Source organism: Serratia sp. 121840015-1, from assembly GCF_053627655.1.
On sequence record NZ_JBSEYF010000001.1, the window covers coordinates 1021854 to 1036129 of the forward strand.

General features: G+C 60.1%; 15 protein-coding genes. 12 read left to right on the top strand and 3 right to left on the bottom strand.

Annotated elements, in window-relative coordinates; all coding sequences use genetic code 11:
* Genes opp4C through ACUXAC_RS04885 form a run of 3 tightly spaced genes read left to right on the top strand, consistent with a single transcriptional unit; the run spans position 1 to position 2892 of the window.
* Positions 1 to 951, top strand: a complete 951-nt coding sequence (gene opp4C, locus ACUXAC_RS04875) for an oligopeptide ABC transporter permease (RefSeq protein WP_387441409.1) — start codon at positions 1 to 3, stop codon at positions 949 to 951.
* The gene (locus ACUXAC_RS04880; RefSeq protein ID WP_060424013.1) at positions 948 to 1934 is read left to right on the top strand and encodes an ABC transporter ATP-binding protein; all 987 of its coding nucleotides are present in this window, start codon (positions 948 to 950) and stop codon (positions 1932 to 1934) included. The genes opp4C and ACUXAC_RS04880 overlap by 4 nt, the downstream gene beginning before the upstream one ends.
* Entirely contained in the window at positions 1924 to 2892 is a 969-nt protein-coding gene (locus ACUXAC_RS04885) for an ABC transporter ATP-binding protein (RefSeq protein WP_060424011.1), read from the top strand. The genes ACUXAC_RS04880 and ACUXAC_RS04885 overlap by 11 nt, the downstream gene beginning before the upstream one ends.
* A gap of 2 nt (positions 2893 to 2894) precedes the next feature.
* Here the strand turns inward: ACUXAC_RS04885 and ACUXAC_RS04890 are convergent, their stop codons facing one another.
* Positions 2895 to 3869 carry an alpha/beta hydrolase gene (locus ACUXAC_RS04890; protein WP_100395664.1) on the bottom strand — a complete coding sequence of 325 codons (975 nt, stop codon included), beginning with the start codon at positions 3867 to 3869 and terminating at the stop codon, positions 2895 to 2897.
* Between the two features lie 665 nt (positions 3870 to 4534).
* On the opposite strand from ACUXAC_RS04890, the gene ACUXAC_RS04895 reads away from it, so the two are divergent.
* The 6 genes from ACUXAC_RS04895 (at position 4535) to ACUXAC_RS04920 (ending at position 12346) form a co-directional block, all read left to right on the top strand.
* Complete coding sequence (locus ACUXAC_RS04895; protein WP_070914693.1) at positions 4535 to 5749, top strand: aspartate aminotransferase family protein; 1215 nt, start codon at positions 4535 to 4537, stop codon at positions 5747 to 5749.
* A 52-nt stretch (positions 5750 to 5801) separates the two neighbouring features.
* Positions 5802 to 6836 (top strand): arginine N-succinyltransferase, encoded by a 1035-nt coding sequence (gene astA / locus ACUXAC_RS04900; protein ID WP_038877029.1) that lies wholly within the window; start codon positions 5802 to 5804, stop codon positions 6834 to 6836.
* Positions 6836 to 8308, top strand: a complete 1473-nt coding sequence (gene astD, locus ACUXAC_RS04905) for a succinylglutamate-semialdehyde dehydrogenase (RefSeq protein WP_387441900.1) — start codon at positions 6836 to 6838, stop codon at positions 8306 to 8308. Before astA ends, astD begins: the two co-directional genes overlap by 1 nt.
* Before the next feature lie 52 nt (positions 8309 to 8360).
* The gene (gene astB, locus ACUXAC_RS04910) at positions 8361 to 9701 is read left to right on the top strand and encodes an N-succinylarginine dihydrolase (protein ID WP_038877031.1); all 1341 of its coding nucleotides are present in this window, start codon (positions 8361 to 8363) and stop codon (positions 9699 to 9701) included.
* Between the two features lie 10 nt (positions 9702 to 9711).
* Positions 9712 to 10695 carry a succinylglutamate desuccinylase gene (gene astE, locus ACUXAC_RS04915; protein ID WP_454266533.1) on the top strand — a complete coding sequence of 328 codons (984 nt, stop codon included), beginning with the start codon at positions 9712 to 9714 and terminating at the stop codon, positions 10693 to 10695.
* Between the two features lie 568 nt (positions 10696 to 11263).
* On the top strand, positions 11264 to 12346 hold the full coding sequence (locus ACUXAC_RS04920; protein ID WP_141968286.1) for a porin: 1083 nt from the start codon (positions 11264 to 11266) through the stop codon (positions 12344 to 12346).
* 80 nt (positions 12347 to 12426) lie between these two features.
* Here ACUXAC_RS04920 and ACUXAC_RS04925 read toward each other — a convergent pair whose 3' ends face one another.
* A complete protein-coding gene (locus ACUXAC_RS04925; protein WP_387441403.1) occupies positions 12427 to 12651 on the bottom strand; it encodes a biofilm development regulator YmgB/AriR family protein in 225 nt (74 codons plus the stop codon).
* A 121-nt stretch (positions 12652 to 12772) separates the two neighbouring features.
* Positions 12773 to 12964 carry a YdfD/YebW family protein gene (locus tag ACUXAC_RS04930; protein WP_038877040.1) on the bottom strand — a complete coding sequence of 64 codons (192 nt, stop codon included), beginning with the start codon at positions 12962 to 12964 and terminating at the stop codon, positions 12773 to 12775.
* 228 nt (positions 12965 to 13192) lie between these two features.
* On the opposite strand from ACUXAC_RS04930, the gene lysM reads away from it, so the two are divergent.
* The 3 genes from lysM to ACUXAC_RS04945 all read left to right on the top strand — a co-directional run bounded on the left by lysM (position 13193) and on the right by ACUXAC_RS04945 (position 14247).
* Positions 13193 to 13639, top strand: a complete 447-nt coding sequence (gene lysM, locus ACUXAC_RS04935; protein WP_016927389.1) for a peptidoglycan-binding protein LysM — start codon at positions 13193 to 13195, stop codon at positions 13637 to 13639.
* Positions 13640 to 13903: 264 nt separating this feature from the next.
* Positions 13904 to 14059, top strand: a complete 156-nt coding sequence (locus ACUXAC_RS04940) for a hypothetical protein (RefSeq protein WP_387441401.1) — start codon at positions 13904 to 13906, stop codon at positions 14057 to 14059.
* A 23-nt stretch (positions 14060 to 14082) separates the two neighbouring features.
* A complete protein-coding gene (locus tag ACUXAC_RS04945; RefSeq protein ID WP_164491940.1) occupies positions 14083 to 14247 on the top strand; it encodes a hypothetical protein in 165 nt (54 codons plus the stop codon).
* Positions 14248 to 14276: the final 29 nt, after the last annotated feature.

A 14276-nucleotide genomic window follows, 5' to 3' on the forward strand; every position in this document is an offset into this window, starting at 1 on the left:
ATGTTGGCTAAGTTGTTTTTCGGCCGCCGCCGCCGCTGGCGTCAGGCCCAACTGCCCGCGCTGGCGCAACTGTCGCCGCCGCCCGCCGCGCAGGCCTGGCGACGACTGCGTCGCCACCGGCCGGCGATGATCTCGCTGGCGTTGCTGGTGCTGTTGGCGTTGCTGTGCCTGATTGGGCCGTCGCTGTCGCCGTGGCGCGACGACGCCGGCGATGTGCTGAATATCAATCAGGCGCCGAGCGGCGCGCACTGGTTGGGCACCGACTTTCTCGGCCGCGATATCTGCACCCGGCTGCTGCTGGCGGGGCGGATATCGCTGACCATCGGCCTGGTGTCGATGCTGCTGTCGGTGACGCTGGGCTATGTGCTGGGGGCGCTCGCCGGTTATTTGGGCGGCGTGGCGGACAGGCTGATCATGCGCTTCGCCGATCTGCTGATGACCATTCCCGGCCTGCCGCTGCTGATCATCATGGGGGCGATGCTGACCGAGCTCGACGTCTCGCCGGACTACCGCATCTACATGGTGATGATCATGCTGAGCCTGCTGGGCTGGCCGTCGCTGGCGCGGCTGGTGCGCGGCCAGATCCTGTCGCTGCGCGAGCGGGATTTCATGCTGGCCACCGAGGTGCTGGGGCTCTCCACCCGGCGGCGTCTATTCGGCCATCTGCTGCCCAACACCGTGCCGATTTTGGTGGTGGTGGCCACCATGGCGGTGGCTAACGCCATTCTCAGCGAATCGGCGTTGAGCTACCTCGGGCTAGGCGTGGTGCCGCCGACGCCATCGTGGGGCAACATGATGGATGCCGCCAACAGCCTGATCGACTTTCAGCGCCGCCCCTGGCTGTGGATGCCGCCGGGGCTGGCGATCTTCGTCACCGTGGTGGCGATCAATATCTTGGGCGACGGTCTGCGGGACGCGCTCGATCCGAAAATGAACGGGGTAACACGATGAGCCAACCGCTGGTGGCGTTCGATCGACTGTCGGTGTCGTTTCAGGGAGAGCAAGGGCCGGTGCGGGCGGTGCAGCAGGTCAGCCTTGAGCTGCAGGCCGGGCAAACGCTGGGGATCGTCGGCGAGTCGGGCTGCGGCAAAAGCGTGACCGCCATGGCGCTGATGGGGCTGCTGCCGCAGCCGTTGGCGCAGGTAGACGGCGGTGAAATTCGCTTTGAAGGGCAGAACCTGCTGTCGCTACGGGCATCAAAGATGGCCGATCTGCGCGGCAACCGGCTGGCGATGATCTTTCAGGAGCCGATGAGCGCGCTCAATCCGGTGTTGACCCTCGGCGAACAGCTGGTGGAGCCGCTGATTCGCCACCTGGCCCTGTCGCCGAAAGCGGCCTGGGGTCAGGCGATTCAACTCTTGACGGAAGTGGGGTTGGCGCGCGCGGAGGCGCTGATGCGCTGCTACCCGCATCAACTGTCCGGTGGCATGCTGCAGCGCGTGATGATCGCCATGGCGATCGGATGCCGCCCGGCGCTGCTGATCGCCGATGAGCCGACCACGGCGCTCGACGTCACGGTACAGGCGCAGATCCTGGCGTTGCTGCGCGAGCAGAGCCGGCGACACAACATGGCGATGATCTTGATCACCCACGATCTCGGGGTGATCGCCCAGATGACGGACCGGCTGGCGGTGATGTACGCCGGGCGCGTCGTCGAGCAGGGCACGACCCGGGAAGTGTTGGCCGAGCCGCGGCATCCTTATACTCAGGGGCTGATCGCCTCGCGGCCGGTGCCGGGCCAGCGGCTCCGCCGTCTGTATTCCATTCCCGGCCAGGTGCCGGATCTGGCGCGCTTGCCTGAACACTGTGCGTTTGCCGAGCGCTGTGCGCAGGCCTCCGCTCGCTGCCGCGATGGCATTCCGCCGCTGTACGGCACACCGCAGCGCCAGTCCGCCTGTTTCCTCAACGCGGGAGGGCGCCCGCATGTCGATTGAACCTCTGGTGGAAGTGAAAGGATTAAAGAAATATTTCCCGCTGCGCGACGGGCTGTTCGGGCGAACCACCGGCCAGCTGAAGGCGGTGGACGACGTCAGCTTCAGCATTCGCAAGGGCCGCATTTTCGGGCTGGTGGGCGAGTCCGGCAGCGGCAAAACCACCGTTGGCCGCACGCTGCTCGGCCTGCACGACAAAACCGCCGGCGAGGTGATGTTCAAAGGGCAGGCGTTGGATAGCCTGAGCAAAGAGGCGTTGCGCGCCCTGCGGCCGAAAATGCAGCTGGTGTTTCAGGATCCGTACAGCTCGCTGAATCCGCGCCTGCGCGTGGGCGACGCCATCGGCGAAGCGCTGTTGCAGCACGGCCTGGCGAGCAAGGCGGAACTGCGCGAGCGAGTGCTCGATACCCTGTCGATCTGCGGGCTGTCTCCACAGCATTACGGGCGGTTTCCGCATGAGTTTTCCGGCGGCCAGCGCCAGCGCATCGGCATCGCGCGCGCGCTGATCCTGCAGCCGGAGTTTATCGTCGCCGACGAACCGATATCGGCGCTCGACGTGTCGATTCAGGCGCAGATCATCAATCTGTTTTCCGATTTGCAGGAACGGCAGGGGGTGACGCTGCTGTTTATTTCGCACGATCTCGGCGTGGTAGAGCACCTGTGTCAGGACGTGGCGGTGATGTACCTGGGGCAGATCGTCGAGAGTGCCGACCGCGATGCGTTATTTCGTCGGCCGCTGCATCCCTACACGCAGGCCTTGTTGGCGGCGGTGCCGACGCTGGATGTGCATCGCTCGCTGCCGCGGGCAGCAAGCGGCGAGCCGCCCAATCCCGCCAACCCGCCGCACGGCTGCCGTTTCCACCCGCGCTGCCCGCAGGCCACGGCGCAGTGCCGTGAACAGGCGCCGCGCCTGCGCAGCGTGGCGCCCGGTCATCAGGTGGCGTGCCATGTGGTCGGCTAGCGTCAGGACAGGTAGTGCTTCAACGCGCGCCCGGCCTGGTGGATCGCCGAATGCACCGCCGGGACGTGGGCGAGCGGATTCAACAGGCCATAGTCGTGGATCAGCCCGTTATAGCGGGTGGAGGTGACCTCGACGCCGGCGGCATCGAGCAGACGCGCGTAGGCTTCGCCCTCATCGCGCAGCACATCCAGCTCGGCGGTTTGCACCAGCGCCGGCGGCAAACCCCGCAGCTGTTCCGGTGTGGCGTTGAGTGGCGAGGCGTAGATGTCTTTGCGCTGCGCCTTATCGGGCGCGTAACTGTCCCAAAACCACTTCATCATGTTGCGAGTCAGGAAATGGCCTTCGGCGAACTGATGATAGGAGTCGGTATCAAACTGGGCGCGGGTGACGGGCCACAGCAGGATCTGGCAACGCAGCGCCGGTATGCCTTTCTCTTTGGCCATCAGGCTGACCACCGCCGCCATATTGCCGCCGGCGCTGTTGCCGACCACCGCCAGCCGCGAACCGTCGACGTTGATCTTCTCGCCGTACTCGGCCACCCATTCGGTGGCGGCGTAAGCCAGGTTGATCGCCTCAGGGTAGCGCACCTCCGGTGAACGGGGATAGTTGACGAACACCGCCACCGCGCCTGAGCTGTGCACCAGATCGCGCACCAGCCGTTCATGGGTGGGGAAATCGCCCAGCACCCAGCCACCGCCGTGAAAGAACATGAATACCGGCAACGCCTCTTTGACCCTGGCCGGCCGCACCAGCTGCAACAGAATATCCTGACCTTCTACGTGAATGGTTTTCTCGCTGATCTCGACCTCGCGCAGCGGCACCTCGACGCTGCGCTGCGCGTCCTCCAAGACCCTGCGCGCCTCTTTGGGCTTCATCTGTTCCATGGGTTTACCGCCGCCGGCATTCAGCGCGTCGAGAAACGCGCGGATGTCGTGCTGGGCGTGCGGCTGGCTGAGATCGACGGTTTTCTTGGGCATGGTGACTCCTTGTGCGCAGAAGAGAAGGGGCGGTCAGGATCACAGTGTAGACGCTGGCGCACAAAGCAGGAGCCACGGTCAGCGCGGCCCTGTTTCGGGAGCATGGCGGGGGAGATCTCTGCGTCGCTGCCGCGTTGCACAATTTTGGCGCACCGCTGCACCCGATGGGGGCAAAAAGCGTGATAGCGAGCAAAGGGGGGAAAATTATTTTTGCGAGCCCGATCAGAAATCCTGAAGTTTTTCGTAATTGAATAGGATTTCGCGCGCAATGATGATTTTAGGCCTTATTTTTTAATTTATGCATTACCAATGCATAGAAAATGAATAAATATTCATTATAAGCCGTTGTTTTAACGTAAAAAATAGCAAAATACGGCAAAAATCCCGTTTTGGCACGATAGCTGCTCTACACTCTTTATCAAACGACATGTATTTTAACTGCTCGTTAACATTTACTCCCCGCTCAGGGACCGGATATACGCCATAAATAGTGAAAAACCGATTTTATGTAACAGATTTGTTTCTAAATCAGCGGTAAGGGACAGCATTTTCTCCGCCGGGAAAGTCGGTTTTGAACAACGGTTTTTTTGCATTGTGGCGGCCTAGCCGGGCTTGAGCGGTCCTTACAGTCAAAATTCAGCCTTTGCTGAGATTATGAGGTCACTATGGAACAGCCAATCGCAGTTACCCGCCAGTCTTTCGATGACTGGATGGTCCCGGTTTATGCCCCTGCCGATTTTATTCTGGTGCGGGGAGAAGGATCGCAGGTGTGGGATCAGCAGGGTAAGTCTTACATCGATTTCGCCGGCGGCATTGCGGTTAACGCGTTGGGGCATGCGCACCCGGCGGTCAAGGCGGCGCTGGTGGAGCAGGCGGGCAAACTGTGGCATCTGGGCAATGGCTATACCAACGAACCGGTGCTGCGCCTGGCCAAAAAGCTGATCGACGCCACCTTCGCCGACAAGGTGTTCTTCTGTAACTCGGGCGCTGAAGCCAACGAAGCGGCGCTGAAACTGGCGCGCAAGCATGCGCACGACCAGCACGGCGCCGGTAAAGATCAGATTGTGGCGTTCAACAACGCGTTCCACGGCCGTACGCTGTTTACGGTGTCCGCCGGTGGCCAGCCAAAATATTCGCAGGACTTTGCACCGCTGCCAGGCGGCATCACCCATACGCCGTATAACGATCTGGCCGCGGCGGCCGAGCTTATCAACGATCGCACCTGTGCGGTGATCGTCGAGCCTATCCAGGGCGAAGGCGGCGTGCTACCGGCGGAAGCCAGTTTCCTGCAGGGGCTGCGTGAACTGTGCGATCGCCATAATGCGCTGCTGATCTTCGACGAAGTGCAGACCGGCGTCGGCCGCACCGGCCACCTGTATGCCTACATGCAGTACGGCGTGGTGCCTGATGTGCTGACCACGGCCAAAGCGCTGGGCGGCGGCTTCCCGATCGGCGCCATGCTGACCACCGATGCGCTGGCGAAAACGCTGGGCGTCGGCACCCACGGCACGACCTACGGCGGCAACCCGCTGGCGACGGCGGTGGCGGGGGCGGTGTTCTCCATCATCAACACCCCGGAAGTGCTGGAAGGCGTCAAACAGCGTCACCAGTGGTTTATCGACGGGTTGAACGACATCAACCGCCAGTATCCGATTTTCGCCGAGATTCGCGGCGGCGGTTTGCTGATCGGCTGCCAATTGACGAAAGACTATGCCGGCAAAGCGAAGCAGATCACCCAGCTGGCCAATGAAGAAGGCGTTATCGCGCTGATCGCCGGCCCGGACGTGGTGCGTTTCACGCCGTCGCTGATCATCCCTGAGCAGGATGTGAAAGAGGGGCTGGCGCGATTCGCGCGCGCCGTGGCGCGCATTTGCAGCTAATCAGCGGGCTGCGCCTTCACCGGCGCAGCCTGATTCAGAAGAGGTTCGCATTATGATGATTATTCGCCCTATAGAGCGTCGCGATCTGGCGGATTTACTGACGCTTGCCGGTAAATCCGGCATTGGTCTCACTTCACTGCCGCAAAATGAAGATACCCTGTCGGCACGCATTGAGCGGGCGTTAAAAACCTGGCAAGGCGAACTTCCGCAAAGTGACCAGTGTTATTTGTTCGTGTTGGAGGACAGCGAGCGCCGGCAGGCGGTGGGTGTCTGTGCGATCGAAGTGGCCGTCGGCCTGGCGGAACCCTGGTACAGCTTCCGCGTCGGCACGCAGGTGCACGCTTCCAAACAGCTGAACGTCTATAAATCGGTGCCGACGCTGTTCCTCAGCAACGACCATACCGGCCATTCGGAGCTGTGCACGCTGTTCCTCGATCCGGATTATCGTCACGGCGAGAACGGCAAGCTGCTGTCGAAGGTGCGTTTCCTGTTTATTGCCGCGTTCCGCGAGCGCTTCTCACGGCGCCTGATCGCCGAGATGCGCGGTTTCTCCGATGAAAACGGCCGTTCGCCGTTCTGGGAGAGCGTCGGCCACCATTTCTTCTCCATCGAGTTCGCCAAGGCGGACTACCTGAGCGGCACCGGGCAAAAGGCATTTATCGCCGAGCTGATGCCGAAACATCCGCTGTATGTCGATTTCCTGGCCGAAGACGCGCAGAAAGTGATCGGCGAAGTGCATCCGCAGACCTTGCCGGCGCGCCGGTTGCTGGAGGCGGAAGGCCTGAGCTATCAGGGCTACGTCGATATCTTCGACGGCGGCCCGACGCTGGAAGCCGAGATCGATCACATCCGCGCGGTGAAGCAGAGCCGCCTGGTGAAAGTGGTGCTGGATGACACGCCGATGCGCGCCGACGCGCCGGTGCATCTGGTGGCCAACGACAACTATCAGAACTACCGCGCACTGTTGGTCAATGCCGATCTGTATGACGACCGCCTGCATATCAACGCCGCCACCGCCGCGGCGCTGGGCGTCGAGCAGGGCAGCCCGGTGCGGGTGCTCCCCCTTATTGCACAGGAGAAAGCATGATGTCCCATCCAGCACTGTTGATTAACGGCGTCTGGCGGCAGGGCCGCGGCGCCGAGTTCGGCAAAGCCGATCCGGTCGGCAACCAGCCGCTGTGGCGAGCCAACGCCGCCGATGCCGGTGACGTTGCCGCCGCCTGCGAAGCCGCGCGTGCCGCGTTCCCTGCCTGGGCACGTACGCCGTTCGAGCAGCGTGAACAGCTGGTAAAACGCTTCGCCGCCTTGCTGGAAGAACACAAGCAGTCGCTGGCGGAAACCATCAGCCGCGAGACCGGCAAACCGCGCTGGGAAACGCTGACCGAAATTCAGGCGATGATCGGCAAGGTGGGCATTTCGCTGCAGGCCTATCAGACGCGCACCGGCTTTAGCCAGACGGCGATGGCCGACGGCGCTTCGGTGCTGCGCCATCGTCCGCACGGCGTGCTGGCGGTGTTCGGGCCTTACAACTTCCCCGGCCATCTGCCGAACGGCCATATCGTGCCGGCGCTGTTGGCCGGTAACTGCGTGGTATTCAAACCGAGCGAGCTGACGCCCCTGACCGCCGAGGAGACCCTCAAGCTGTGGCTGCAGGCCGGTCTACCGGACGGGGTGATCAACCTGGTGCAAGGCGGCCGCGAGACCGGCGAAGCGCTGGCGGCCAGCGCGGATATCGACGGCCTGCTGTTCACCGGCAGCGCCGGCACCGGCTATCACCTGCATCGCCAACTGGCGGGGCAGCCGGAGAAGATCCTGGCGCTGGAGATGGGCGGCAACAACGCGCTGATCGTCGACGGTTTCGACGATCGCGATGCGGCGGTCAACCTGGCTATCCAATCGGCGTTTATCTCCGCCGGCCAACGCTGCACCTGTTCACGCCGTATTCTGGTGAAGCAGGGGGCCGAAGGCGATGCCTTTATCGCGCGTCTGGTCCAGGTGGCGGGCGAACTGCGGGTCGGCCGCTGGGATGCCGAACCGCAGCCGTTCATGGGCGGGGTGGTGTCGGCAGCCGCAGCGGAAAACATGCTGAAAGCGCAGCAGCACTTGCTGGCGCTGGGCGGCAAATCGCTGCTGGCCCTGCGCCAGCTGGAGCCGGGCAGCTCGCTGCTCAGCCCGGGCATCGTCGATCTGACCGGCGTGGCCGGCGTACCGGATGAAGAGTATTTCGGGCCGTTGACCACCATCGTGCGTTACCGCGATTTCGACGAGGCGCTGCAGCTGGCCAACCGGACGCGCTACGGCCTGTCGGTGGGGCTGGTATCGCCGCAGCGCGAGCTGTTCGAGCGATTGCTGCTGGAAGCGCGCGCCGGCATCGTCAACTGGAACAAGCCGCTGACCGGGGCGTCCAGCGCGGCGCCGTTCGGTGGCGTGGGGGCCTCCGGCAACCATCGCCCAAGCGCCTTCTATGCGGCGGACTATTGCGCCTGGCCGATGGCTTCGCTGGAAAGTGAAAGCCTGTCGCTGCCGACGACGCTCTCGCCGGGCTTGGCGTTCCGTTAATCGTCTGCGGCGGCGCGCCGGCGTCGCTGCACGCTATCCCCAGGGGATGAACATGTCAGGATATGAAGTCAATTTCGACGGTTTGGTGGGGCCGACGCACCACTATGCCGGGTTGTCGTTCGGCAACGAGGCGTCGACGCAGCATCAAAACAGCGTATCGAACCCGAAGCTGGCGGCGAAACAAGGCTTGCTGAAAATGAAGGCGTTGGCCGATCTCGGTTTCCAGCAAGGGGTACTGCCGCCGCAGGAGCGCCCGCATTTGCCGATGCTGCGGCGCCTGGGCTTCAGCGGCAGCGATGAGGCGGTGCTGGCGCAGGCGATGCGTCAGTCGCCGCGCCTGCTGTCGGCGCTCAGCTCGGCGTCGTGCATGTGGACCGCCAATGCAGCCACCGTATCGCCCTCGGCGGACAGCGCCGACGGCAAGGTGCATTTCACCGCCGCCAACCTGAATAACAAATTCCACCGCGCCATCGAAGCGGAAACCACCACCGCCGTATTGCGGGCGATGTTCAGCGACGATCGGCATTTCGCCCACCATGAGGCGCTGCCGCAGGTGGCGTTGTTCGGTGACGAAGGGGCGGCCAACCACAACCGTTTGGGCGGCGACTATGCCAAACGCAGCGTGCAGGTGTTCGTCTACGGTCGGCAGGAGTTCGGCGGCGAAACGGCGCCGGCGCGTTATCCGGCGCGCCAGACGCGCGAAGCCGGCGAGGCGATCGCTCGCCTGCACCAGCTGGACGAGCAGCATACGGTCTTCGTGCAGCAAAACCCGGCGGTGATCGATCAGGGCGTGTTCCATAACGACGTGATTGCGGTCAGCAACCAGAACGTGCTGTTCCACCACCAGCAGGCGTTTTACCGCCAGCAGCAGGCGCTGGATGAAGTGCGCCGCAAGATGGCGACGCTGGACAGCGAGCTGGTGGCGATCGAAGTGCCGACGGAGCGCGTCTCGGTGGCGGACGCGGTGGCGACCTACCTGTTCAACAGCCAAATTCTTACCAAGCCGAACGGCAAGATGATGATCGTCGTGCCGGAGGAGTCGCGTCAGCACGCCGGCGTGTGGCGTTATCTCAACGACATGGTCGGCAGCGGCGGCCCGATCGATGAAATTCGCGTGTTCGACCTGCGTGAAAGCATGCGCAACGGCGGCGGCCCGGCCTGCCTGCGGCTGCGGGTAGCGCTTAACGAGCAGGAGCTGCGGGCGGTTAACCCGCGCGTGATGATGAACGAGCGGCTGTTCGCGACGCTGAACGAATGGGTCGACCGCCATTATCGCGATCGCCTGACGCAGGATGATCTGGCCGATCCGCTGCTGCTGCGCGAAGGGCGCGAGGCGCTGGATTCGCTGACGTCGATCCTCGGTCTCGGCTCCATCTATCCATTCCAACGCTAAGGGAGGCGGCATGATCGATCTACTGCCCTTGACGCTGGAAGGGAACGAACCCGTCGAATGGCAAGGTGAAACCCCGCAGCTGCGCTGGCGCTGGCAGGGGGAAGGGGTGCTGGAGCTCACGCCACGGCAGCCATACCGCCAGGCGATGGTGATATCGGCAGGCGTGCACGGCAACGAAACCGCGCCGATTGAACTGCTCAATCAGCTGGTCGGCGATCTGCTGGCCGGCCGGTTGTCGCTGAGGGTGCGGCTGTTGGTGGTGCTGGGTAACCCGGCGGCGATGCGGGCCAGCAAGCGTTATCTGCACAGCGATATGAACCGCATGTTTGGCGGCCGCTACCGCAACTTCGCCGCCAGCGGCGAAACCGTGCGCGCGCAGCAGTTGGAGCGTGCGCTCGCCGCCTTTTTCGATGGCGAACAGGCGGTGCGTTTCCATTACGATCTGCACACCGCCATCCGTGAATCGCGTTTGCCACGCTTCGGCATTCTGCCCTTCCAGAAACGCCCGTACAGTGAGCCGATGTTGAAGCTGCTGGATGCGGCCGATCTGGATGCGTTAGTGGTACACAGCGCGCCGGGCGGGACTTTTAGCCACTACTCCAGCGAGCATCTCAATGCCGCGAGCTGTACGCTCGAGCTGGGCAAGGCGCGGCCGTTCGGCAGCAACGATCTGCAGCAGTTCGCCGCCATCGATCGCGCTCTGCGGGCGGCGGTCAGCGAAGGAGCCTTGCCGGTGCGTTCGGGCGACCCGATTCGGGTTTTCCGCGTGATGCACTCGTTGATTAAACACAGCGAGGATTTTACGCTGCACCTGGACGATGACACGGCCAACTTCACCGAACTGAAACCGGGCATGTTGCTGTGCGAGCAGCCGCAGGAGGACTATCGCGTGGGTCAAGAGGGGGCCTGGATACTGTTCCCTAACCCCAACGTGGCGTTGGGCCTGCGCGCCGGTATGTTGTTGAGCGAAGTTTCCCGCTCTACGCTGTATTGATTTATCCACGGCGGTGCCGTCAGCGCGCCGCCGTTATTCCCTTCATTATTTTAGCCTGCTATTTCCCGCTATTTAAATTGCCGTAAAGCGAGTTTTATTCGTCCCAAATGCGCGCCTTTATGCGAATGAATAAAAGGCGGTGTCAGATGATTAGCTGAAGGTCTTTATTGCCTGGTGAGTTTGTTAAGATAAAAATGTGAAATAAGTAACGTTTTTAATAACCATGCTAATATTGTTGTTACTTTTGAATCGCGCAGAAAGCAAACAAAACGAAACCAAAATGCACCAATTTGGTGCGTTGCACCATTTTAGTTATAAGTTATGTTATAAAAAATTCTTATATTCAATAGGTTATGTGTTTTCTTTTTTGAAATGTTTAGTTACAAATAAACATGCTTTCTCCTCGTTGTTTCATGAACTTTTTGATTTTAAGTTTTGATTCATGATGCTAATGTCACATCACCCCCGCATTAGGGGCGCTCATAAAATACCAAAAGATAAAATCACAGCCCAAATTATAAATTGGGCGTGACGGGCAGGGTTCTAATTATAATATCTAGGAAAATAAATGATGAAACGCAGTGTATTAGCCTTAGCTGTCGCCCTCGGGGCAATCTCCTCCTTCGCCAACGCGGCTGAAATCTACAATAAAGATGGCAATAAGCTCGACCTGTACGGTCGCGTTGCCGCCAAACACGTTTTCAGTAAAGACAAGGGTGAGGACGGGGATAAAACTTACGTTCGTCTGGGCTTTAAAGGCGAAACCCAAATCAACGATCAGCTGACCGGTTACGGCCAGTGGGAATACCAGGTTGCTTCCAACCACGACGAAGCGCAGGGCACCACCGGCACCAAAACGCGTCTGGGCTTCGCCGGCCTGAAGTTCGCCAACTACGGTTCATTCGACTACGGCCGTAACTACGGCGTGGTGTACGATGCCGAAGCCTACACCGACATGCTGCCGGAATTCGGCGGCGACTCCTACAGCTACACCGACAACTACATGACCGCGCGCTCCAACGGCCTGGCAACCTACCGCAACCGTGACTTCTTCGGTTTGGTAGAAGGCCTGAACCTGGCGTTGCAGTACCAGGGTAAAAACGACGGTGATGGCCGCAGCGTCAGCAAGCAAAACGGCGACGGTTACGGCATGTCTCTGGACTATCAGGACATCGGCGGCAGCGGCATCGGCGTAGCGGCGGCGTTCTCTGACTCCAACCGCACCAGCGCTCAGAAAGCGCTGCAGTACGGTAAAGGCGACAAGGCCACCGCCTGGACCACCGCGGTCAAATACGACGCCAATCAGGTCTACCTGGCGGCCATGTATGCCGATACGCGCAACATGACGCCGATCAGCGGCAACGGCGTTTCAGGCTTCGCCAATAAAACGCAAAACTTCGAAGTTGTGGCTCAGTACCAGTTCGAAAACGGCCTGCGTCCATCCGTGGCTTACGTACAGTCCAAAGGCAAGGACATTGAAGGGATTGGCGATGTCGATCTGGTGAAATACGTGGAAGTGGGCGCGACTTACTACTTCAACAAAAACATGTACACCTACGTCGACTACAAGATCAACCAGTTGAACGACGACAACAAACTGAAGCTGAGCACCGACGACATTGTTGCTGTCAACCTGACCTACCGCTTCTAAGTTTCCATCATTACCTTCATCCTGTGTCGGGATCGGTAATCAGGCAGGGCGCAAGCCCTGCCTCCGTTTTTATCGGTAACTCAACTTTTAGGCGCCAGCCCGACCAGCTCAATAGCAGAACGCAGCGCGGCGAAGCGTTGCTGATCCTGCTCGCGTTCTATCTCCGTGACCAGCTGTGAAAGAATATTGCTGCCGGAGACCTTTTTATGGTTTTTGATTAACTGCAACACCGCATCGCCCAACGCCAGGCTGACGTTGCGCAGCAGAATTTCATAATGCTCGTTGGAATGAGCTGATGCTGACATGACCTTTCTCTGTCTCTCTTCTTCGGGAGCCGCAATTTAGCAAAACAGCGGCCTAAAGCCTCGGAGGCAGACGAAGTTTCCGATGAAATCAGAAATTCCTCAGCACTGGACGGGGAAGGCGTTAAAAATCCGAATATTCGCTGGCCGGTAACCAAAAGCCGTCGATAAACTCTTCCATGGGATAACAACCGGCGTGGCGCAGGTTCTGTTCCTTCATCGCGATCAGGCATTGCGGTTCGTCGCGCAATATATCGACCACCATTTCACTGCAGCCGCCATCCAGATAACAGACAAACATCACCAATGCGTACATCGTTGCATGCCTCCTTCGTCGAACCGCCCTGTAGGCAACAGTGTAGGTAAAAAAGCGCGATTTTTCAGCATCATTGCGTGATAAATCGCCATCGAGACGCCGCTGACGGCACTTTCGGAATTCTCTAACCATTTCTGACGCCGGGAGCGGATGGCATATCCTTTTGACGATGCTAAGCTTAACAAGCCTTACTTCAATGCATCAGTGCAACCATCAAAAGGAGTGAATATGGGCTTGTTTAACTTCGTCAAAGAAGCGGGCGAAAAACTGTGGGACACAGTCACCGGCAATGCCTCCGCCGAAGATCAAAGCGCCAAACTCAAGGAGCATCTCGATAAGAGCGGCCTGCCAGGCACCGACAAAGTCGATGTGCAGGTGGTCGATGGTAAAGCCGTAGTGACCGGCGATGCCGTCAGCCAGGAGCTGAAAGAGAAGATCCTGGTGGCGATCGGCAACGTGGCCGGCATCAGCGGCGTGGAAGACAAGGTGGCGGTGGCGCAATCCGACGCCGAGAGCCGTTTCTACACCGTGAAGAAGGGCGATACGCTGAGCGCGATCTCCAAAGAGATGTACGGCAACGCCAATCTGTACAACAAGATTTTCGAAGCCAACAAGCCGATGCTGTCGAGCCCGGACAAGATCTATCCGGGGCAGGTGTTGCGTATCCCGCAATAATCTGTCGCTCTGCCAGAGCCCGGTTGCGTACCGGGCTTTTTTTTGTCCTCTGTAATCGCCGTCTCTTATTCCCTTGCTATATCAATGTCGGTTACATCTACCCTGTGTACCCGCTCGCTCGCCGGCAGGTGCGGTGTTGACCCTGATGGGGAAAGTTGATAGCGTCATGCCCCGGTTGAGGCCGGAACGCCCAAGGCGGCAACGTTAACGCCTTATACTGAGGGGCCTTTTGCCCCGCCAAACAGCAATGCAGCAGTTGAACGAGTGAAAACCGATTTAGTGAAACAACAGCGTAACGCCTCAATGGATAAAAACTATCGAGAAACCTTGGGTGATGCGCAATTTGCTATCGTCGTGTTGGCGGTGGCGTCCTGCTCACTGATTATCTTTACGCTGGCGGTCACGCTGTGGGTGACCTGACGCGATTAACTAGGGGAGATAAAATGGAGCCTAATCTCCATGATGAAACCAAACTGCTGGCGATTATCGGCCTGTTGGTTTCCGTGCTGCTGGTGGTATCAATTCTCTTTGGCGTGACCTATTTCTCCGATCTCAGGCACGCGCACGACGATGTTGACATCAAAAGCTGCTATATCAAAGCGTCCTAATCCGCGCGAATGCGCCTGAGCGCCGCCGA